This is a genomic window from Nocardia sp. JW2 (assembly GCF_051843015.1).
In the GTDB taxonomy this organism is placed as follows: Bacteria; Actinomycetota; Actinomycetes; order Mycobacteriales; family Mycobacteriaceae; genus Nocardia; species Nocardia coubleae.
Genome location: NZ_JBPXLK010000022.1, coordinates 82,059 through 99,764 on the forward strand (window position 1 = coordinate 82,059; position 17,706 = coordinate 99,764).

A 17,706-nucleotide genomic window follows, 5' to 3' on the forward strand; every position below is an offset into this window, starting at 1 on the left:
GTGGTAGGCGGCTATTCTGGGGTGGTCCGTACATCGTGCGCATCAGACGCCGGTGCTTCATCAGGGCAATCGCTCCCCTTACCACTTTCTTCTGGTGGCGAAGCCTCCGGTCCGGCGGGGCGGGTAGTACGGCACACGCGTCCTGTGGGACGCATAATCCGAGCTCGGCATATGTTGCCGGGTCTGCGGAACGAACCCTCGACTCAGCACACGGCATTCGAGGGAAGGAAAGGATTTCCGTGACAGAAACGGACCTGCTCGCGACACCCGGGGTGGATACCGACCCGACGAATTCGGGCGGCCGCGAAAGTGAATCCGGACAGATTTCGAAAATGAGCGAACACACCGACGTCGCACGATCGGGGCTGACTGGAATGCTGTTGCCGCAGTTGCGTGCGCTCGCTGGGGAACTCGGTATCCGAGGCACCTCCGGTATGCGCAAGGGCGATCTCATCGCCGCAATCAAAGAAAACCAGGCCGGAGCGCCTGCCAAGGGTGCCAAGCCTGCCGAAGCCGCCGCCGTGACGGCCGACGCGCCTGCCGCCGCCGAGGCCCCCGCCAAGCGGGAGCGCCCGGCCAAGGCCGAGAAGCCCGCCGCCGAATCCAAGGCGGCAGAGGCGAAGACGGCCGAGGTGAAGCCGGTCGAGACCAAGGCCGCCGAGACCAAGCAGGCCGAGACCGAGACCGCTGCGACCAAGCCGGTCGAGGCCAAGACCGAAGCCCCCGCCGAGGCGGGCGAGGAGTCCGGTCGCGAGAGCGGTCAGCGTGGCCGTGGCAGGCAGCGTCGCGGTCGTGACCAGGCCCGTTCCGGTGGCGGCGAGAACGCCCCCGCCGAGAATCGCGCCGAGACTCGCACCGAGGAGCCCAAGCAGGCCGAGGGTGGCGAGCAGGGCGAGCGTCGTCGCGAGCGCAACGACCGCAATTCCGGTGGCGAGCGCAATTCCGGTGGCGAGCGTAATCAGAACGACCGCAACCAGAACGAGCGCGGCGAGCGCAACCAGAACCAGAACGGCAACGCGGGCGGCAATCGTGGCCCGCGCGACGACCGTGATCGTGGTGGCGACGACGAGGAAGGCGGCCGCGGTCGCCGGGGCCGTCGGTTCCGTGAGCGTCGTCGTGGGCGTGACCGCGACGGTGGCACGAGTTCCGGTGGCGGCGAGGCCCGCGACTTCGAGATCCGCGAGGACGACGTCCTGCAGCCCGTCGCGGGCATCCTCGACGTGCTCGACAACTACGCCTTCGTGCGGACCTCCGGCTACCTGGCCGGACCCAACGACGTGTATGTGTCGATGAACCTGGTCCGCAAGAACGGTCTGCGCCGCGGTGACGCCATCACCGGTGCGGTCCGCGCGCCGCGCGACGGCGAGCAGAGCAACCAGCGCCAGAAGTTCGACCCGCTGGTGCGCCTGGACACGGTCAACGGTGGCGAGGTCGAGGCGGCCAAGCGTCGTCCCGACTTCCAGAAGCTCACCCCGCTGTACCCGAACCAGCGACTGCGTCTCGAGACCACGCCCAACAAGCTGAGCACCCGCGTGATCGACCTGATCATGCCGATCGGCAAGGGCCAGCGCGCGCTGATCGTCTCCCCGCCCAAGGCCGGTAAGACGACCGTGGTGCAGGACATCGCCAACGCGATCGCGACCAACAACCCCGAGTGCTACCTCATGGTCGTGCTGGTCGACGAACGTCCCGAAGAGGTCACCGACATGCAGCGTTCGGTGAAGGGTGAGGTCATCGCCTCCACCTTCGACCGTCCGCCGGCCGACCACACCTCCGTCGCCGAGCTCGCCATCGAGCGGGCCAAGCGACTGGTGGAGATGGGCAAAGACGTTGTGGTGCTGCTCGACTCGATCACCCGATTGGGCCGCGCGTACAACAACTCCTCGCCCGCCTCGGGCCGCATCCTCTCCGGTGGTGTCGACTCGACCGCGCTGTACCCGCCCAAGCGGTTCCTCGGCGCGGCACGCAACATCGAGAACGGTGGCTCGCTCACGATCATCGCCACGGCGCTGGTCGAGACCGGTTCCACCGGCGACACGGTGATCTTCGAGGAGTTCAAGGGCACGGGTAACGCCGAGCTCAAGCTCGACCGCAAGATCGCCGAGCGCCGCGTGTTCCCGGCGGTCGACGTGAACCTGTCGAGTACCCGCAAGGACGAACTGCTGATGTCCCCGGACGAGGCCGCGGTGCTGCACAAGCTGCGCCGGGTGCTCTCGGGCCTGGATTCACATCAGGCGATCGACCTGCTCATCGACCGGTTGAAGAAGTCGAAGAACAACCTCGAGTTCCTGATGTCGGTCTCCAAGACCGCGCCGGGCGCACTCGACGAGTGACAGAACGAAAGGGCTCCGCTTCGGCGGGGCCCTTTCGGTTTGCCGGGAACATCCGGAGGGTAGGGGGTGTTATCGGTAGTGCGGCCGGGTCTGGCATACTGGACCGCTGTGTGTCTGCGAGTTCGCAGACATCCCGCCTAGTCGGTTCCGGTTCACGTACTCCACTCCATGGGGCTACGACCCGGCGACCATTATCGAGAGGACGCCCATGAAGGCAGGAATCCACCCCACGTATGTCGACACCACCGTCGTGTGTGGTTGCGGCAACACCTTCCAGACTCGCTCCACCAAGGAGTCCGGCCAGATCACGGTCGAGGTCTGCTCGCAGTGCCACCCGTTCTACACGGGCAAGCAGAAGATCCTCGACACCGGCGGCCGCGTGGCTCGCTTCGAGGCTCGCTACGGCAAGCGCGCAGGCAAGAAGGCCGACGCCGAAAGCTAGTTGCCTCCCCCGACGCCCGGTTCTGCATTTCGCAGGCCGGGCGTTGTCATTGGCGGCGCGGGCGCCGCGGGTTCTCGGCCCGGTGGGCCTCGATCTTCCCTCCCTCCGGGCACTCCTTCGTCGCACCCTCCGCTCAGTCCAGATCGAGGCGGCCGAGAACGGCCTTCGGCCTGGAAAGACTTCCAGCCGTCTTCTTCCACGTAGGAGTTCAACGCATGGCCGATCCGACGGCCCCGTCCGCAATCGACGACATCCTCGCCGAGTACCAGGGCCTGGAGTCGCAGCTGGCTGACCCCTCGCTGCACAACGACGCGGGCGCGGCACGCCGGGTGGGCAAGCGGTTCGCCGAGCTGGCGCCGGTGATGAGCACCTACCGCAAGCTCGAAGCGGTGCGCGACGACCTCGAGGCCGCCCGTGAGCTGGCCGCCGACGACGCCACCTTCGCCGCCGAGGTGCCCGGGCTGGAAGCCCAGCTGGCCGAACTCGAGCAGGCCCTCGCCGATCTGCTCGCCCCACGCGACCCGCACGACGGCGACGACGTGGTGCTCGAGGTGAAGTCCGGCGAGGGTGGCGAGGAGTCGGCGCTGTTCGCCGCCGACCTGGCGCGCATGTACATCCGCTACGCCGAACGGCACGGCTGGAAGGTGGAGACGCTCGACGTCACCTACTCCGACCTGGGCGGATACAAGGACGCGACGCTGTCGATCAAGAGCAAGGACGCCGCACGCGACGGTGTGTGGTCGCGATTCAAGTTCGAGGGCGGCGTGCACCGCGTGCAACGCGTGCCGGTGACCGAGTCGCAGGGCCGCATCCACACCTCGGCCGCGGGCGTGCTGATCTACCCGGAGCCCGACGAGGTCGAGCAGGTGCAGATCGACGAGACCGACCTGCGCATCGACGTGTACCGGTCCTCCGGCAAGGGCGGTCAGGGCGTCAACACCACCGACTCGGCGGTCCGCATCACCCACCTGCCCTCCGGCATCGTGGTGACCTGTCAGAACGAACGTTCGCAGCTGCAGAACAAGGCCCGTGCCATGCAGGTACTCGCGGCTCGTTTGCAGGCGCTGGCCGAGGAGCAGGCCGAGCAGGAGGCGGCGGCCGGTCGTGCCAGCCAGATCCGCACCGTCGACCGCTCCGAGCGCATCCGCACCTACAACTTCCCCGAGAACCGGATCGCCGATCACCGAATCGGGTTCAAGGCGCACAACCTCGACGCCGTCCTCGACGGTGACATGGACGCCCTGCTCGACGCGCTCGGCAAAGCCGACCGCGAAGCCCGGATGGCTGCCGAGTAAGGCATGGACCGCCACGGGCCGGTCGGTGCGATCACGCCGGACGCCGGAGTACGAATGAACGACTCGCGCCCCGCGTGCGGAGCAGTAGTTCGGACCCTGCGGGCAGTTCGCGTCCGCAGGCGATTGCGGAGGTTGCTGTGAACGTGTCCGAGACCGCGGCTGAGCGAGTCCCGTTGCGTCCCTTGATCGTTGCCGCAGCCGGTCGTTTGGCCGAGGCGGGCGTAGGCTCGCCGATGTTCGACGCCGAGATGCTCGCCGCCCATGCGCTCGGTGTGGATCGCATGCGGTTGGCGCTGATCCCGATGATCGACGCCGAGACCGCGGCGCGCATCGATCATTCGGTCGAGCAGCGCGCGGCGCGAATCCCGTTGCAGCACTTGACCGGAACCGCGCCGCTCGGTGCCGTCGATCTCGCCGTCGGACCCGGCGTGTTCGTGCCGCGCCCGGAAACCGAGTTGCTGCTCGCCTGGGCGCTGGGCTTCCTCGAGACCCAACCGCTCGCGCACGCGCCGATCGTCGTCGATTTGTGCACCGGCTCCGGCGCGCTGGCCCTGGCCATCGCGTACGCCCGCCCGGATGCCGACGTGCACGCGGTCGAGCTCGATCCCGACGCGCTGCGCTGGGCTCGCCGTAACGCCGACTCGCGCATCGCCGCGGGCGACACCCCGATCACCCTGTACTCCGGTGACGTCACCGACCCGTTCGTGGTCGAACACCTCACCGCCCGCGCCGACCTGGTCGTCGCCAACCCGCCCTACATCCCCGAGGACGCGATCCTCGACCCCGAGGTCGCCGACCACGACCCCCACCGCGCCCTCTTCGGCGGCCCGGACGGTCTCGACATCATCCGGGGCATGGTCCCCACGATCGCCCGCCTCTTGCGCCCCGGCGGCGCCACCGCCATCGAACACGACGACACCAACGGCGGGGGAGTAGCGGCGCTGCTGTCATCCGCCGACCTCACCGACGTCGCCGAACACACCGACCTGTCCGAAAAGCCGCGCTTCGTCACTGCCCACCGGCCCTCGAACGGCTGAACCGCCAGAGCGCGAAGCGCGGCGATTCCGTCCCCGCTCCTCCGAGCAATCATGTGGCTAACCGCCTGATGTGTGCCCAAAAGTCCCTCGGGTCCGGCCCCTCGCACCGGGGGCTACACTCTTGCCCGCAGCTAAAGACCGGGAAAGTACGCGGAGGAGGCGGACAGCTTTGAGTACTGTCTACGACTGTGCCGATGAGGCGTCTCGAGACGCGGGGATCACCGCGGCCACCAGTGCGCTGAAGTCGGGTCGCCTCGTCGTGATGCCCACCGACACCCTCTACGGCATCGCCGCCGACGCGTTCGATTCGTCCGCCGTCGCCGACCTGCTCGCCGCCAAGCGGCGCGGTCGCGATATGCCGGTTCCGGTGCTCGTCGGCTCCTGGCACACCATCGACGGACTCGTGTTCTCGGTGCGCCCGCAGGCCCGTGACCTGATCCGTGCGTTCTGGCCCGGTGCGCTGAGTCTCGTTGTGCAGGCGGCACCTTCGCTGGCCTGGGATCTCGGTGACACCCGTGGCACGGTGATGCTGCGGATGCCGTTGCACCCGGTGGCGCTGGAACTGCTGCGCGCGGTCGGCCCGCTCGCGGTGTCGAGCGCCAATGTGTCGGGTCAGCCGCCCGCCACCACCGTCGAACAAGCCCGTGAACAACTCGGCTCGCTGGCGAGCGTGTACCTCGACGGCGGCCCGGCCGAGCACGCCGTCGCCTCCACGATCGTCGACCTCACCGCGGACCAACCTCGGGTGTTGCGGGAGGGTGCGGTGCCGGTGGCCGATATCGCCGAGGTGCTCGGGATGGCGCCCGAGGCCCTGACCAGCTCCGCCAACCGGTGATCGCCCGCCTGCGATGAGCTCAGTCGTTCCCCTGCGTGAGCTCCTGCTCGTGCTGCTCGTCTCGGCGACGGTGACCTTCCTGGCCACCGGCGGTGTCCGGGTGCTCGCCATCGGTTTCGGCGCCGTGGCGATTCCGCGTGAACGCGATGTGCACGTCAAACCGATTCCGCGGATGGGCGGCGTCGGTATGTATGTCGGCGTCGTGGCCGCGATCTTGTTCGCACATCAACTGCCCGCGCTGCGCCGCGGCTTCGATTACGCGCCCGATATTCCCGCCGTGCTCGTCGCCGCGACGATCATCGTGCTCGTCGGCATAGTCGACGACCGCTGGGGACTGGACGCGCTGACCAAATTCGCCGGACAGGTCACCGCGGCGGGCGTGATGGCCGTGATGGGCCTGAGCTGGTACGTGATCTACGACCCGTTCAACGACACCACCGTGGTGCTCGACGCGCTGCAGGGCGGCCTGGTGACGGTCGGCATCACCGTCACGCTCGTCAACGCGATGAACTTCGTCGACGGATTGGACGGCCTGGCCGCCGGCCTCGGTTTGATCTGCGCCGTGGCTGTTTTCGCGTTCTCCGTGGGTTTGCTCTACGACCAGGGCGGCTCGGTGGACACCTATCCGCCCGCTTTGCTGGCCGCCGCGCTGGCCGGTGCGTGCCTCGGATTTCTGCCGCACAATTTCTCCCCAGCCCGAATCTTCATGGGCGATACCGGGTCGATGATGATCGGTTTGATGCTGGCAGCTGTTTCCACCGGTGCGTCGGGCCGAATTCCGCTGCAGGGCTATGGCCCGCGCGACATTGTGGGTTTGCTCTCGCCGCTGTTGCTGGTGGGCGCGGTGATGTTCATTCCGGTGCTCGATCTGTTGCTGGCGATCGTGCGCCGGGTGCGCGCGGGCGTGAGTTTTTCCACACCGGACAAAATGCATCTACATCACCGATTGCTGCAGATCGGACATTCCCAGCGCCGCGTGGTGTTGCTCATCTATTTATGGGTCGGCGTGCTCGCCTTCGGCGCGGTGGGAACTTCGCTGATGGACCGGCGGCTCGTGGTGTTGCTGGTGGCGGGCGGATTGGTGTTCGCGCTGGTGGTGACGGTGATCCCCTCGATGCGCCGCACGGAGTCGGCCCAGCATTGACTTCGGCCCGCAAGGTAAAGTGCGGGCCGTGAGCTTTACACCCGAAACCGTGCCAGGCCCCGACGCCCCGCTGCGCGCCGCGCTGCGCTACGGCCTGATCGGCCTCGGCGTGCTCGTGGTCGCCTCGGTGGTGATCGCCTCCCTCCTCGCCGGGATGCCCGGTCTGTGGGGTGCGTTGCTCGGCTCGGCGATCGGTGGCGGATTCATCCTCACCACCGTGGTGTCGGTGCTGTTCGGCGCGAAGCTGCCGCCGCAGATGGCGGGCATGGTCATGCTGGTCAGCTGGGTCGCCAAGTTGCTGGTGGTGCTGATCGTCGTCGGTGTGCTCAACCAGTTCGACTTCTACAGCAGGCCCGCGCTGTTCTTCACCGTGGTAGGAGCCCTGCTGATCGTGCTCGGTGCCGAAACCTACGGCGTTGTGCGACACAAGGTCCCGTACGTCACGACACGCGCGGGAGACGGCGAAACGGCTTCCGAGCAGGAATAATCCCACCCAGCTACGCACTGTCGTAGATAGCTTGGTAAAGTGTTGGTAAGCAAGCACCCAAGCTAGGGGCGCGGTCCGGGGATTCGGGCTATGCCTCGGGTTACCAAGGGGGGATCACCGAGATCCCACCCGGGGCCGCTATGCTTACTGCCGATCCGGGTGGAATGTGCCCGGTTGAAGCATGTCGACGATGTCGCCGACGCCCGTACAGAAGCTAATACAGGTATCCCTCGTATCAGCGGCTGTCGAATTTCGAGCCGACAAAAGTCGACCCCCATTGATCGTCAATGTCCGATCGAACCGCGGGAATGACAGTCGTACCCGCGGCCCGAACACGGGAGAGAACGCTGAGCGTCATCACTTTGGCGGCGGGCGAGTTCCACGCGCCATCGCTGTCCGACTTCTTCCCTCCAGCGGTGCTGTTCGAGGGTACGCCGTTCGAACTCGATCGCCTGATGCTGGTCCGGCTGTTGATGACCGCCGTTCTGGTGGCCGTCTTCGTGCTGGCTTTCCGCTCGCCGAAGATCGTGCCGCGCGGCCTGCAGAATGTGATGGAAGCCGGTGTGGTTTTCGTCAAGGAGCAGATCGCCGACGAGGTACTCGGCAAAGAATCCGGCAAGAAGTTCCTCCCGCTGCTCGCGACGATCTTCTTCACGGTTCTCTTTCTGAACTTCTCCGGTGTGATTCCCGGGTTGAACATCTCGTCGAACGCGCGCATCGGCATGCCGCTGGTCCTCGCCGCGATCGTCTACATCGTCTACAACTACGTGGGCATCAGGAAGTACGGGTTCTTCTCCTACATCCGCCACAGCATCGTCGTCCCCGACGTGCCGATCGCGCTGCACGTGCTGCTGATTCCGATCGAGTTCATCTCGACCTTCATCCTGCGCCCGTTTACGCTGACCGTCCGTCTCATGGCCAACATGCTGGCCGGCCACATCATGCTGGTGCTGTTCTTCAGCGCCACCTGGTTCTTCCTGTTCGACGCGACCGCGTGGATGAAGGTCTTCTCGCCCTTCTCGCTGCTGGCTGCCATCGGCTTCACTCTGTTCGAGCTGCTGGTCATCTTCCTGCAGGCCTACGTCTTCGCGCTGCTGGCCGCCGTGTACATCGGGCAGTCGCAGCACGCCGCCGACCACTAGACCCGACCGAACCACCTACATACCGCCAAACCTGCTGCACACGCCGACCGGCGGGTGAGCAACAGAAAGGGAAAGAAGACTCATGAGCCTCGCTTACCTGGCCCAGGAAGCCGCGAACACCGAAAGCTCCTTCAAGGGCTTCGGAGCCATCGGCTACGGCCTCGCTGCGATCGGCCCCGGCATCGGCGTCGGCATCGTCGTCGGTAAGGCCATCGAGGGCATCGCGCGTCAGCCCGAGCTGTCCGGCCAGATCCGCACCACCATGTTCCTCGGTATCGCGTTCACCGAAGCCCTGGCGCTGATCGGCCTCGTCGCCGGCTTCATCTTCTGATTCCGATGCGCGAAATCATGATGCTCGCCGCCGAAGGGGGAGAGGATGTGAATCCTCTCGTCCCCGCAACGTACGACATCGTCTGGTCGATCGTCTGTGTCATCGTCATCGGTCTGTTGTTCTGGAAGTACGTGATCCCACGTGTGACCAAGACCCTCGAAGAGCGCACCGACAAGATCGAAGGCGGTATCGCCAGGGCCGAAGCAGCCCAGGCGGAGGCACAGCAGACGCTGCAGCAGTACCAGCAGCAGCTTGCCGACGCCCGGCTCGAGGCCGCACGTATCCGTGAGGATGCGCGCACCCAGGGGCAGCAGATCCTCGCGCAGATGCGCCAGGACGCCCAGGCCGAAAGCGACCGCATCGTCGCCGCCGGTCACTCCCAGCTGGAAGCCCAGCGCCAGCAGATCCTGACGGAGCTGCGTTCCGAGGTCGGCCGTACGGCCGTCGAACTGGCCGAGAAGATCATCGGTCAGTCGGTTTCGGACGAAGCCAAGCAGGCGGCGTCGATCGACAAGTTCCTCAAGGAGCTCGACGACACCGACGCCATCGGGGTCGGAAGGTAGCGACGCGAAAGTGAGAAGCATGTACGCAGCGAGCCGCGAGGCCAGTGCCCGGTCTCGCGAGGCGCTTCGGGCCGCGTTGACCGGAAGCGAAACTGTTGCGGCCACAACGGGGTCGGAACTGTTCGCCGTTGTCGCCGTGCTGGACGACCAGCGTTCGCTGCGTGTGGCGCTCGCGGACGCCTCGGTGCCGGGTTCGGCGCGCGCTGAACTCAGCGAGCGGATCTTCGGCGGCAAGGTCAGCGCTGCCACGCAGGCAGTGCTGACCACCGCCGTGGCGCAGAACTGGTCCCGCACCCGCGACCTGGTCGACACCCTGGAGCTGCTCGGGCAGGAGGCTCTGCTCGAGTCCGCCGCCGACGGCGGCCGGCTCGACGCGGTGGAAGACGAGCTGTTCCGGCTCGGCCGGATCATCGCCGACAACCCGCAGCTGGAGCAGGCACTGTCCGATCACGGCAAGCCCGCCTCGGCGCGGCGTGAGCTGATCGAGCGGCTGCTCAACGGTAAGGCCGAGCCGGTCACCGTTGCGCTGGCCGAGCAGGCCGTGGTCCGGCTGCGGACCAACAACATCGGCGTCGCCTTCGACGCCCTGTCCGATCTGGCGGCGGCCCGTCGTGACCAGATCGTCGCCCATGTGCACGCCGCGGTCACGCTGACCGATCAGCAGAAGGAGAAGCTGGCGGCTTCCCTGCAGCGGATCTACGGCAAGGCGGTCACCGTGCACGTGCAGGTCGACCCGACGCTGCTGAGCGGCGTCGTCGTGCGCGTCGGAGACGACGTCATCGACGGCAGCGCCACCGGCCGACTGGAGAAGCTGCGTCGCGCGATGTCCTGACCAGGACGCCACCTTCGCGGTTCTTCTTCAACCCCCGACATTCGAGACCACAGCGAGAGCAGGAACAACATGGCGGAGCTGACGATCTCCTCCGACGAGATCCGTAGCGCGATCGAGAGCTACACCCAGAGCTACACCCCGGAAACCTCCATCGAAGAAGTCGGCCTCGTGACCGACACCGGCGACGGCATCGCGCACGTCAGCGGTCTGCCGTCGGCGATGGCCAACGAGCTGCTCGAGTTCCCGGGCGGCGTCCTCGGCGTCGCGCTGAACCTCGAGGACACCGAGATCGGTGCCGTCATCCTCGGCGAGTACGCCTCGCTCGAGGAGGGCCAGCAGGTCCGCCGCACCGGCGACGTGCTGTCGGTTCCCGTCGGTGACAAGTTCCTCGGTCGCGTCGTCAACCCCCTCGGCCAGGCCATCGACGGCCTGGGCGAGATCGAAGCCGACGACCGCCGCGTGCTCGAGCTGCAGGCCGCGACCGTGCTGGAGCGCCAGCCGGTCGAGGAGCCGCTGGCCACCGGTATCACCGCGATCGACGCGCTGACCGCCATCGGCCGCGGCCAGCGTCAGCTGATCATCGGCGACCGTAAGACCGGCAAGACCGCCGTCGCCGTCGACGCGATCCTGAACCAGAAGGCGAACTGGGAGTCGGGCGACCCGACCAAGCAGGTCCGCTGCATCTACGTCGCGATCGGCCAGAAGGGCTCCACCATCGCGGGCGTCAAGACCGCGCTCGAGGAGCACGGCGCGATGGAGTACACCACCATCGTCGCCGCCCCCGCGTCGGACTCCGCCGGCTTCAAGTGGCTGGCCCCCTACACCGGTTCGGCCATCGGCCAGCACTGGATGTACCAGGGCAAGCACGTCCTCATCGTGTTCGACGACCTGACCAAGCAGGCCGAGGCCTACCGTGCCATCTCGCTGCTGCTGCGTCGTCCGCCGGGCCGCGAGGCGTACCCCGGTGACGTCTTCTACCTGCACTCCCGTCTGCTGGAGCGTTGCGCGAAGCTGTCCGACGAGATGGGTGGCGGCTCGATGACCGGTCTGCCGATCATCGAGACCAAGGCCAACGACGTCTCGGCGTTCATCCCGACCAACGTCATCTCCATCACCGACGGCCAGGTCTTCCTCGAGTCCGACCTGTTCAACAAGGGTGTCCGCCCGGCGATCAACGTCGGTACCTCGGTCTCCCGTGTCGGTGGCGCCGCCCAGACCAAGGCCATGAAGAAGGTCGCCGGTTCGCTGCGTCTGGAAATGGCCCAGTACCGCGAGCTGGAGGCGTTCTCCGCCTTCGCCTCCGACCTGGACGCCGCTTCGCTGGCCCAGCTCGAGCGTGGTGCCCGCTGGGTGGAGCTGCTCAAGCAGAACCAGTACTCCCCGGTCGCCGTCGAGGATCAGGTCGTCTCGATCTACCTGGTCGACGCCGGCTACTACGACTCGGTTCCGGTCGCCGACGTGCGTCGCTTCACCGCCGAGCTGCTCGAGCACCTGCACAGCGCGACCCAGTCGTCCTTCGACGCGCTCGAGGGTGGCCGCAAGCCGCTCGACGGCGAGGCCGCCGAGGCGATCAAGTCCGAGACCGACAAGTTCAAGCAGGGCTTCCTTGCTTCGGACGGCAGCCGCGTCGTGAACGAGGCCGCCGCGGGCGACCTGGACCACGAAGAGGTCGAGTCGCTGTCGGTCACCCGCAAGCACGTCGACAAGTAAGCCGGGTCAGCACTGATGTCGGCAACTATCGATACGGCGAATGAAGGGAGTGAATCGTAGTGGCAAGTTTGCGCGAATTGCGCTCCCGCATTCGTGGTGTGAATTCGATCAAGAAGATCACCAAGGCTCAGGAACTCATCGCGACCTCGCGAATTTCCAAGGCCCAGGCCAGGGTCGCGGCCGCCAAGCCGTACGCCGAGGAGATCACCAAGGTCCTCGGTGAGCTGGCCAGCGCCTCGAAGAACCTGTCGCACCCGCTGCTGACCGAGCGCGCCAATGCTCGGCGGGCCGCTGTCCTGGTGATCACCAGCGACAGCGGTATGTGTGGTGGCTACAACTCCAACGTGCTCAAGCGCGCCGAGGAGCTCATGACCACCCTGCGTGGCGAGGGCAAGGAACCCGTGCTGTACGTGATGGGCAACAAGGGCCTCACGTACTACAAGTTCCGCAACCGCCCGTTCCAGGCGTCGTGGACCGGTTTCTCGCAGCAGCCGAAGTACACCGATGCGTCGGCCGCCTGCCAGCACCTGGTCGAGGCCTTCATGGCCGGCTCCGACGGTGAGGTTCCGGCGCTCAGCGGCGGGACCATGGCGGGTGTCGACGAGCTGCACATCGTGTACACCAAGTTCGTCTCGATGCTGACCCAGACCCCGGAGGTGCGCCGCCTGGCGCCGATCCAGGTCAGCTTCGTCGACGAGAACTACGAGCTCGGCGACGACATCATGTCGGACTCGCCGAACGTGGTTGTCTCGGCGCAGTACGAGTTCGAGCCGGACGCCGACGTGCTGCTGGGTGCTCTGCTGCCCAAGTACGTCAACACGCGAATCTACGCATCGTTGCTCGAGGCAGCGGCATCCGAGTCCGCGGCTCGGCGCACCGCAATGAAGGCGGCGACCGACAACGCCAACGAGCTGGCCAGTGTGCTCCAGCGCGAGGCGAACTCGGTGCGTCAGGCCCAGATCACGCAGGAAATCAGCGAAATCGTCGGCGGCGTGAACGCGCTGGCGTCGAGCTCGGACCGCGACTAGAAGCGCAGGAAGAGAACCAATCTAATGACCGCAGCTGTCACTCAGGACAACGCGAAGAAGGCGGGCGAAACCGCCGGCCGCGTCGTCCGTGTCATCGGCCCCGTCGTGGACGTCGAGTTCCCGCGTGGCGCCATTCCCGAGCTGTTCAACGCTCTGAACACCGACATCAAGCTCGCGTCGGTGGCCAAGACCCTGACCCTCGAGGTCGCCCAGCACCTCGGCGACAACATCGTGCGCACCATCTCGATGCAGCCGACCGACGGCCTGGTCCGTGGCGCGAGCGTCACCGACTCGGGCAAGCCGATCTCGGTGCCCGTCGGCGACATCGTCAAGGGCCACGTGTTCAACGCCCTCGGCGACTGCCTCGACTCGCCCGGCCTCGGCCGCGACGGCGAGCAGTGGGGCATCCACCGCAAGCCCCCGAGCTTCGATCAGCTCGAGGGTAAGACCGAGATGCTCGAGACCGGTGTGAAGGTCATCGACCTGCTCACCCCGTACGTCAAGGGCGGCAAGATCGGTCTGTTCGGTGGTGCCGGTGTCGGCAAGACCGTTCTGATCCAGGAGATGATCACCCGTATCGCTCGCGAGTTCTCCGGCACCTCGGTGTTCGCGGGCGTCGGTGAGCGTACCCGTGAGGGCACCGACCTCCACTTGGAAATGGAAGAGATGGGCGTCCTCCAGGACACCGCCCTCGTCTTCGGCCAGATGGACGAGCCGCCGGGCACCCGTATGCGTGTGGCCCTGTCCGCGCTGACCATGGCGGAGTACTTCCGCGATGTCCAGCACCAGGACGTGCTGCTCTTCATCGACAACATCTTCCGTTTCACCCAGGCCGGTTCCGAGGTCTCGACCCTGCTGGGTCGTATGCCTTCGGCCGTGGGTTACCAGCCGACGCTGGCGGACGAGATGGGTGAGCTCCAGGAGCGCATCACCTCGACCCGTGGTCGCTCGATCACCTCGCTGCAGGCGATCTACGTCCCCGCCGACGACTACACCGACCCGGCGCCGGCGACCACCTTCGCCCACCTGGATGCGACGACCGAGCTTTCGCGCCCGATCTCGCAGAAGGGCATCTACCCGGCCGTCGACCCGCTGACCTCGACCTCTCGTATCCTCGAGGCTTCGATCGTCGGCGAGCGCCACTTCCGGGTCGCCAACGAGGTCAAGCGGATCCTGCAGAAGTACAAGGAGCTGCAGGACATCATCGCCATCCTCGGTATGGACGAGCTCTCCGAAGAGGACAAGGTCCTCGTCGGCCGCGCCCGTCGTCTGGAGAAGTTCCTCGGCCAGAACTTCATCGTGGCCGAGAAGTTCACCGGTCAGCCGGGTTCGGTCGTGCCGCTGGAGCAGACCATCGACGACTTCGACCGGGTCTGCAAGGGCGAGTTCGACCACTTCCCGGAGCAGGCGTTCAACTCCTGCGGTGGACTCGACGACGTCGAGGCCGCTGCGAAGAAGATCGCCGGAAAGTAGTCCACGATGGCAGAGTCCACTTCCAGGACGATGACGGTCGATCTCGTGGCTGTCGAACGTAAGCTCTGGTCCGGCCAGGCTTCGTTCGTCAGCGCGCAGACCACCGAGGGCCAGATCGGCATCATGGCGGGCCATGAGCCGCTGCTCGGTCAGCTCGTCGAGGGCGGCACGGTGACCATCGTGCCGACCGAGGGCGAGCGGATCGTCGCCGCGGTGCACGGCGGCTTCTTCTCGGTGACCGCCGATACCGTTCGCGTGCTGGCCGAGTCGGCCGATCTCGCGGGCGAGGTCGATGTCGACGCGGCACGCAAGGTGCTCGCCGACGCGGATGCCGACGAGGCGCAGCTGCGCGCGGCGCAGGGTCAGGTCCGGGCCGTCGAGGCGACCACGGCGTCCTGATCGCTTAACAACACGAACACTGCCGGCGGTGAACTCCCAGAGTTCACCGCCGGCAGTGTTATATCCGGCGGATGGCGGATCCGGGCGGAACCGTTTCGGGCGGCCGTGATTGAATATGACAGGGGTGTCCACGGCACCCGAGTGGAGCGAAAGGGCGTACGGCATTGCAAACCGGGATGGTTCTCCTGATCATTCTGGTGCTGACGCTCGTGTTCATCGCAGGCGCTTCCACCTATCGGCTGGTCATGCTGCGTCGCGGTGGGACGGCCGCGCTGCTGCGGGTACTGCCCGCGCGCGGCGGCCAGGGCTGGCGGCACGGCCTCATCCGCTACGACGAGGACCGGCTCGTCTTCTTCAAACTCACCAGCCTCAAATTCGGCCCGGACAGCACGATTCACCGTCAGGGCCTCGAAATCGTCGAACGCAGGCATCCCCAGGGCGACGAGTTCGACATCATGACCGACGACATCGTCGTGGTAGCCGTCACCGACCCGCACGCCAACTTCGAATTGGCACTCGACCGCGGATCGATGGCGGCTTTTCTGTCGTGGATGGAGTCGCGGCCGTCGGACCGTGCCAAGCGAAAGGGCCCGATCTGAGATGCCGGACGACTCCCAGCCACGCTCTTCGGTTCACCTCACCCGGATCTACACCCGAACCGGTGACGACGGAACGACGGGCCTGAGCGACTTCTCCCGGGTCGCCAAGACCGATGCGCGCCTGGTCGCCTACGCCGATTGCGACGAGGCCAATGCGGCGCTCGGTGTCGCGGTTGCCCTCGGTACGCCGGCGCCCGAGATCCTGTCGGTGTTGCGCCAGATCCAGAACGACCTCTTCGACGCGGGCGCGGATCTGTCGACCCCGATCGTGGCCGACCCGAAGTACCCGCCGCTGCGCATCACCCAGTCCTATATCGACCGGCTCGAGGCGTGGTGCGACGAGTTCAACGCGTCTCTCGCGCCACTGAATTCGTTCATCCTGCCCGGCGGCACGCCGTTGGCCGCGCTGTTGCACACCGCACGCACGGTTGCCCGCCGCGCCGAACGATCGGCCTGGGCCGCGGTCGCCGCGTACCCCGACGACACGAGCGTGTTGCCCGCGAAATACCTCAATCGCCTGTCGGACCTGCTGTTCATCCTCAGCCGCTACACCAATCCCGAGGGTGACGTGCTGTGGCAACCGGGCGGCGGACGCTAGCGCGAAAGCGGCTCGGCGGTCACGAGTTCCGGCCCGATCGAGCCGGTTTGGTGACAGGGGGGCGTGTCGTGGCGCATCGGTCGATAAGCTGGCGGGGTGAGCGAACGGTTTCTGGTCTCCGGCGGTAATCAGCTCGTCGGCGAGGTCGCGGTCGGCGGCGCGAAGAACAGCGTGCTGAAGCTGATGGCCGCGTCGTTGCTGGCCGAAGGCACAACCACCATCACCAACTGCCCCGACATCCTCGATGTCCCGCTGATGGCGGAGGTGCTGCGCGGCCTCGGCTGTGATGTGACGATCTCCGACGACGAGAGCGGTGACCGTTCGGTCGTGACGATCGTGACCCCGGCGGAGCCCAAGTACCACGCGGACTTCCCGGCGGTCACCCAGTTCCGCGCCTCGGTGTGTGTGCTGGGTCCGTTGATGGCCCGCTGTAAGCGCGCGGTCGTCGCCTTGCCCGGTGGTGACGCGATCGGTTCGCGTCCGCTCGATATGCACCAGGCCGGTCTGCGTCTGCTGGGCGCGACCAGCGAGATCGAGCACGGATGCGTGGTCGCCAAGGCCGAGGAGTTGCAGGGCGCGCGGATCCGGCTCGACTTCCCGTCGGTGGGCGCCACCGAGAACATCCTGATGGCGGCGGTGCTCGCCGAGGGCGAGACGGTCATCGACAACGCCGCACGCGAGCCCGACATCGTCGACCTGTGCACCATGCTCACGCAGATGGGTGCGCGGATCGACGGTGCCGGTTCCTCGGTGCTCACCGTGCAGGGCGTCAAGAGCCTCCGTCCCACCACGCATCGGGTGATCGGTGACCGCATCGTCGCCGCCACCTGGGGGATCGCGGCCGCGATGACCACCGGTGATGTGCGCGTCACCGGGGTGAACCCGAAGCACCTGGCCCTGGTGCTGGACAAGCTGCGTTCCGCCGGTGCGCGAATCTCCTACGAGCCCAACGGTTTCCGTGTGGTGCAGCCGGAACGTCCGCGTGCGGTGAACTTCGCGACGCTCCCGTTTCCGGGTTTCCCCACCGATCTGCAGCCGATGGCCATCGGCCTGGCCGCCATCGCCGACGGCACATCGATGATCACCGAGAACGTCTTCGAGGCCCGTTTCCGTTTCGTGGAGGAGATGATCCGCCTCGGCGCCGACGCCCGCACCGACGGTCACCACGCCGTGGTCCGCGGCATCCCGCGCCTGTCCAGCGCCCCGGTGTGGTCTTCCGACATCCGTGCCGGAGCCGGCCTGGTGCTGGCCGGTCTGGTCGCCGACGGCGTCACCGAAGTGCACGACGTGTTCCACATCGACCGCGGCTACCCCAAGTTCGTCGAGCAGATGCAAGCCCTCGGTGGACAGGTCGAGCGCGTCGGTACGCCGAAATAGCCTGCTGACCAGCCGATTTGACTTCGTGTTTGGCGGCACGTAACTTAGTTCGAGTCAGAGCGACACGGACACCGACTCAGC

18 protein-coding genes are annotated in these 17,706 nt (G+C 66.6%); all 18 read left to right on the forward strand.

What is annotated here, in order from left to right:
- Positions 1-239 precede the first annotated feature (239 nt).
- Positions 240-2,333 carry a transcription termination factor Rho gene (gene rho / locus ACSVDM_RS24985; protein ID WP_439268334.1) on the forward strand — a complete coding sequence of 698 codons (2,094 nt, stop codon included), beginning with the start codon at positions 240-242 and terminating at the stop codon, positions 2,331-2,333.
- 208 nt (positions 2,334-2,541) lie between these two features.
- Complete coding sequence (gene rpmE / locus ACSVDM_RS24990; RefSeq protein WP_067490466.1) at positions 2,542-2,775, forward strand: 50S ribosomal protein L31; 234 nt, start codon at positions 2,542-2,544, stop codon at positions 2,773-2,775.
- A 215-nt stretch (positions 2,776-2,990) separates the two neighbouring features.
- Positions 2,991-4,070, forward strand: coding sequence for a peptide chain release factor 1 (gene prfA, locus ACSVDM_RS24995; RefSeq protein ID WP_439268335.1), 1,080 nt, complete (start codon positions 2,991-2,993; stop codon positions 4,068-4,070).
- A gap of 137 nt (positions 4,071-4,207) precedes the next feature.
- Positions 4,208-5,107 (forward strand): peptide chain release factor N(5)-glutamine methyltransferase, encoded by a 900-nt coding sequence (gene prmC / locus ACSVDM_RS25000; RefSeq protein WP_439268336.1) that lies wholly within the window; start codon positions 4,208-4,210, stop codon positions 5,105-5,107.
- Between the two features lie 169 nt (positions 5,108-5,276).
- Positions 5,277-5,942, forward strand: a complete 666-nt coding sequence (locus ACSVDM_RS25005; protein WP_181697478.1) for an L-threonylcarbamoyladenylate synthase — start codon at positions 5,277-5,279, stop codon at positions 5,940-5,942.
- Positions 5,943-5,955: 13 nt separating this feature from the next.
- The gene (locus ACSVDM_RS25010) at positions 5,956-7,086 is read left to right on the forward strand and encodes an MraY family glycosyltransferase (protein WP_067641551.1); all 1,131 of its coding nucleotides are present in this window, start codon (positions 5,956-5,958) and stop codon (positions 7,084-7,086) included.
- Between the two features lie 28 nt (positions 7,087-7,114).
- A complete protein-coding gene (locus tag ACSVDM_RS25015) occupies positions 7,115-7,573 on the forward strand; it encodes a hypothetical protein (RefSeq protein WP_439268337.1) in 459 nt (152 codons plus the stop codon).
- A 308-nt stretch (positions 7,574-7,881) separates the two neighbouring features.
- The gene (atpB, locus tag ACSVDM_RS25020; protein WP_225282119.1) at positions 7,882-8,715 is read left to right on the forward strand and encodes a F0F1 ATP synthase subunit A; all 834 of its coding nucleotides are present in this window, start codon (positions 7,882-7,884) and stop codon (positions 8,713-8,715) included.
- 82 nt (positions 8,716-8,797) lie between these two features.
- The gene (locus ACSVDM_RS25025) at positions 8,798-9,046 is read left to right on the forward strand and encodes an ATP synthase F0 subunit C (protein ID WP_067490449.1); all 249 of its coding nucleotides are present in this window, start codon (positions 8,798-8,800) and stop codon (positions 9,044-9,046) included.
- A 5-nt stretch (positions 9,047-9,051) separates the two neighbouring features.
- Complete coding sequence (locus ACSVDM_RS25030) at positions 9,052-9,609, forward strand: F0F1 ATP synthase subunit B (RefSeq protein WP_067490448.1); 558 nt, start codon at positions 9,052-9,054, stop codon at positions 9,607-9,609.
- Positions 9,610-9,628: 19 nt separating this feature from the next.
- On the forward strand, positions 9,629-10,441 hold the full coding sequence (locus tag ACSVDM_RS25035; RefSeq protein ID WP_067490446.1) for a F0F1 ATP synthase subunit delta: 813 nt from the start codon (positions 9,629-9,631) through the stop codon (positions 10,439-10,441).
- Between the two features lie 69 nt (positions 10,442-10,510).
- Entirely contained in the window at positions 10,511-12,151 is a 1,641-nt protein-coding gene (atpA, locus tag ACSVDM_RS25040; protein WP_067641556.1) for a F0F1 ATP synthase subunit alpha, read from the forward strand.
- A gap of 59 nt (positions 12,152-12,210) precedes the next feature.
- Positions 12,211-13,179 (forward strand): F0F1 ATP synthase subunit gamma, encoded by a 969-nt coding sequence (locus tag ACSVDM_RS25045; protein ID WP_439268338.1) that lies wholly within the window; start codon positions 12,211-12,213, stop codon positions 13,177-13,179.
- A gap of 24 nt (positions 13,180-13,203) precedes the next feature.
- Complete coding sequence (gene atpD / locus ACSVDM_RS25050) at positions 13,204-14,652, forward strand: F0F1 ATP synthase subunit beta (protein WP_067490436.1); 1,449 nt, start codon at positions 13,204-13,206, stop codon at positions 14,650-14,652.
- Between the two features lie 30 nt (positions 14,653-14,682).
- Positions 14,683-15,051: a F0F1 ATP synthase subunit epsilon gene (locus tag ACSVDM_RS25055; protein WP_370465737.1), complete on the forward strand. Its 369-nt coding sequence runs from the start codon at positions 14,683-14,685 to the stop codon at positions 15,049-15,051.
- A 176-nt stretch (positions 15,052-15,227) separates the two neighbouring features.
- Positions 15,228-15,650, forward strand: coding sequence for a DUF2550 domain-containing protein (locus tag ACSVDM_RS25060; protein WP_357146750.1), 423 nt, complete (start codon positions 15,228-15,230; stop codon positions 15,648-15,650).
- Between the two features lies 1 nt (position 15,651).
- Positions 15,652-16,248 carry a cob(I)yrinic acid a,c-diamide adenosyltransferase gene (locus ACSVDM_RS25065; RefSeq protein ID WP_067641561.1) on the forward strand — a complete coding sequence of 199 codons (597 nt, stop codon included), beginning with the start codon at positions 15,652-15,654 and terminating at the stop codon, positions 16,246-16,248.
- Between the two features lie 96 nt (positions 16,249-16,344).
- On the forward strand, positions 16,345-17,625 hold the full coding sequence (gene murA / locus ACSVDM_RS25070; protein ID WP_067490426.1) for a UDP-N-acetylglucosamine 1-carboxyvinyltransferase: 1,281 nt from the start codon (positions 16,345-16,347) through the stop codon (positions 17,623-17,625).
- Positions 17,626-17,706: the final 81 nt, after the last annotated feature.

Coding starts and splice junctions, on each gene's coding strand:
- rpmE (WP_067490466.1), top strand. CDS start 2,542: ATGAAGGCAGGAATCCACCCCACGTATGTCGACACCACCGTCGTGTGT.
- prfA (WP_439268335.1), top strand. CDS start 2,991: ATGGCCGATCCGACGGCCCCGTCCGCAATCGACGACATCCTCGCCGAG.
- ACSVDM_RS25010 (WP_067641551.1), top strand. CDS start 5,956: ATGAGCTCAGTCGTTCCCCTGCGTGAGCTCCTGCTCGTGCTGCTCGTC.
- atpB (WP_225282119.1), top strand. CDS start 7,882: ATGACAGTCGTACCCGCGGCCCGAACACGGGAGAGAACGCTGAGCGTC.
- ACSVDM_RS25025 (WP_067490449.1), top strand. CDS start 8,798: ATGAGCCTCGCTTACCTGGCCCAGGAAGCCGCGAACACCGAAAGCTCC.
- ACSVDM_RS25030 (WP_067490448.1), top strand. CDS start 9,052: ATGCGCGAAATCATGATGCTCGCCGCCGAAGGGGGAGAGGATGTGAAT.
- ACSVDM_RS25035 (WP_067490446.1), top strand. CDS start 9,629: ATGTACGCAGCGAGCCGCGAGGCCAGTGCCCGGTCTCGCGAGGCGCTT.
- atpA (WP_067641556.1), top strand. CDS start 10,511: ATGGCGGAGCTGACGATCTCCTCCGACGAGATCCGTAGCGCGATCGAG.
- atpD (WP_067490436.1), top strand. CDS start 13,204: ATGACCGCAGCTGTCACTCAGGACAACGCGAAGAAGGCGGGCGAAACC.
- ACSVDM_RS25055 (WP_370465737.1), top strand. CDS start 14,683: ATGACGGTCGATCTCGTGGCTGTCGAACGTAAGCTCTGGTCCGGCCAG.
- ACSVDM_RS25060 (WP_357146750.1), top strand. CDS start 15,228: ATGGTTCTCCTGATCATTCTGGTGCTGACGCTCGTGTTCATCGCAGGC.
- ACSVDM_RS25065 (WP_067641561.1), top strand. CDS start 15,652: ATGCCGGACGACTCCCAGCCACGCTCTTCGGTTCACCTCACCCGGATC.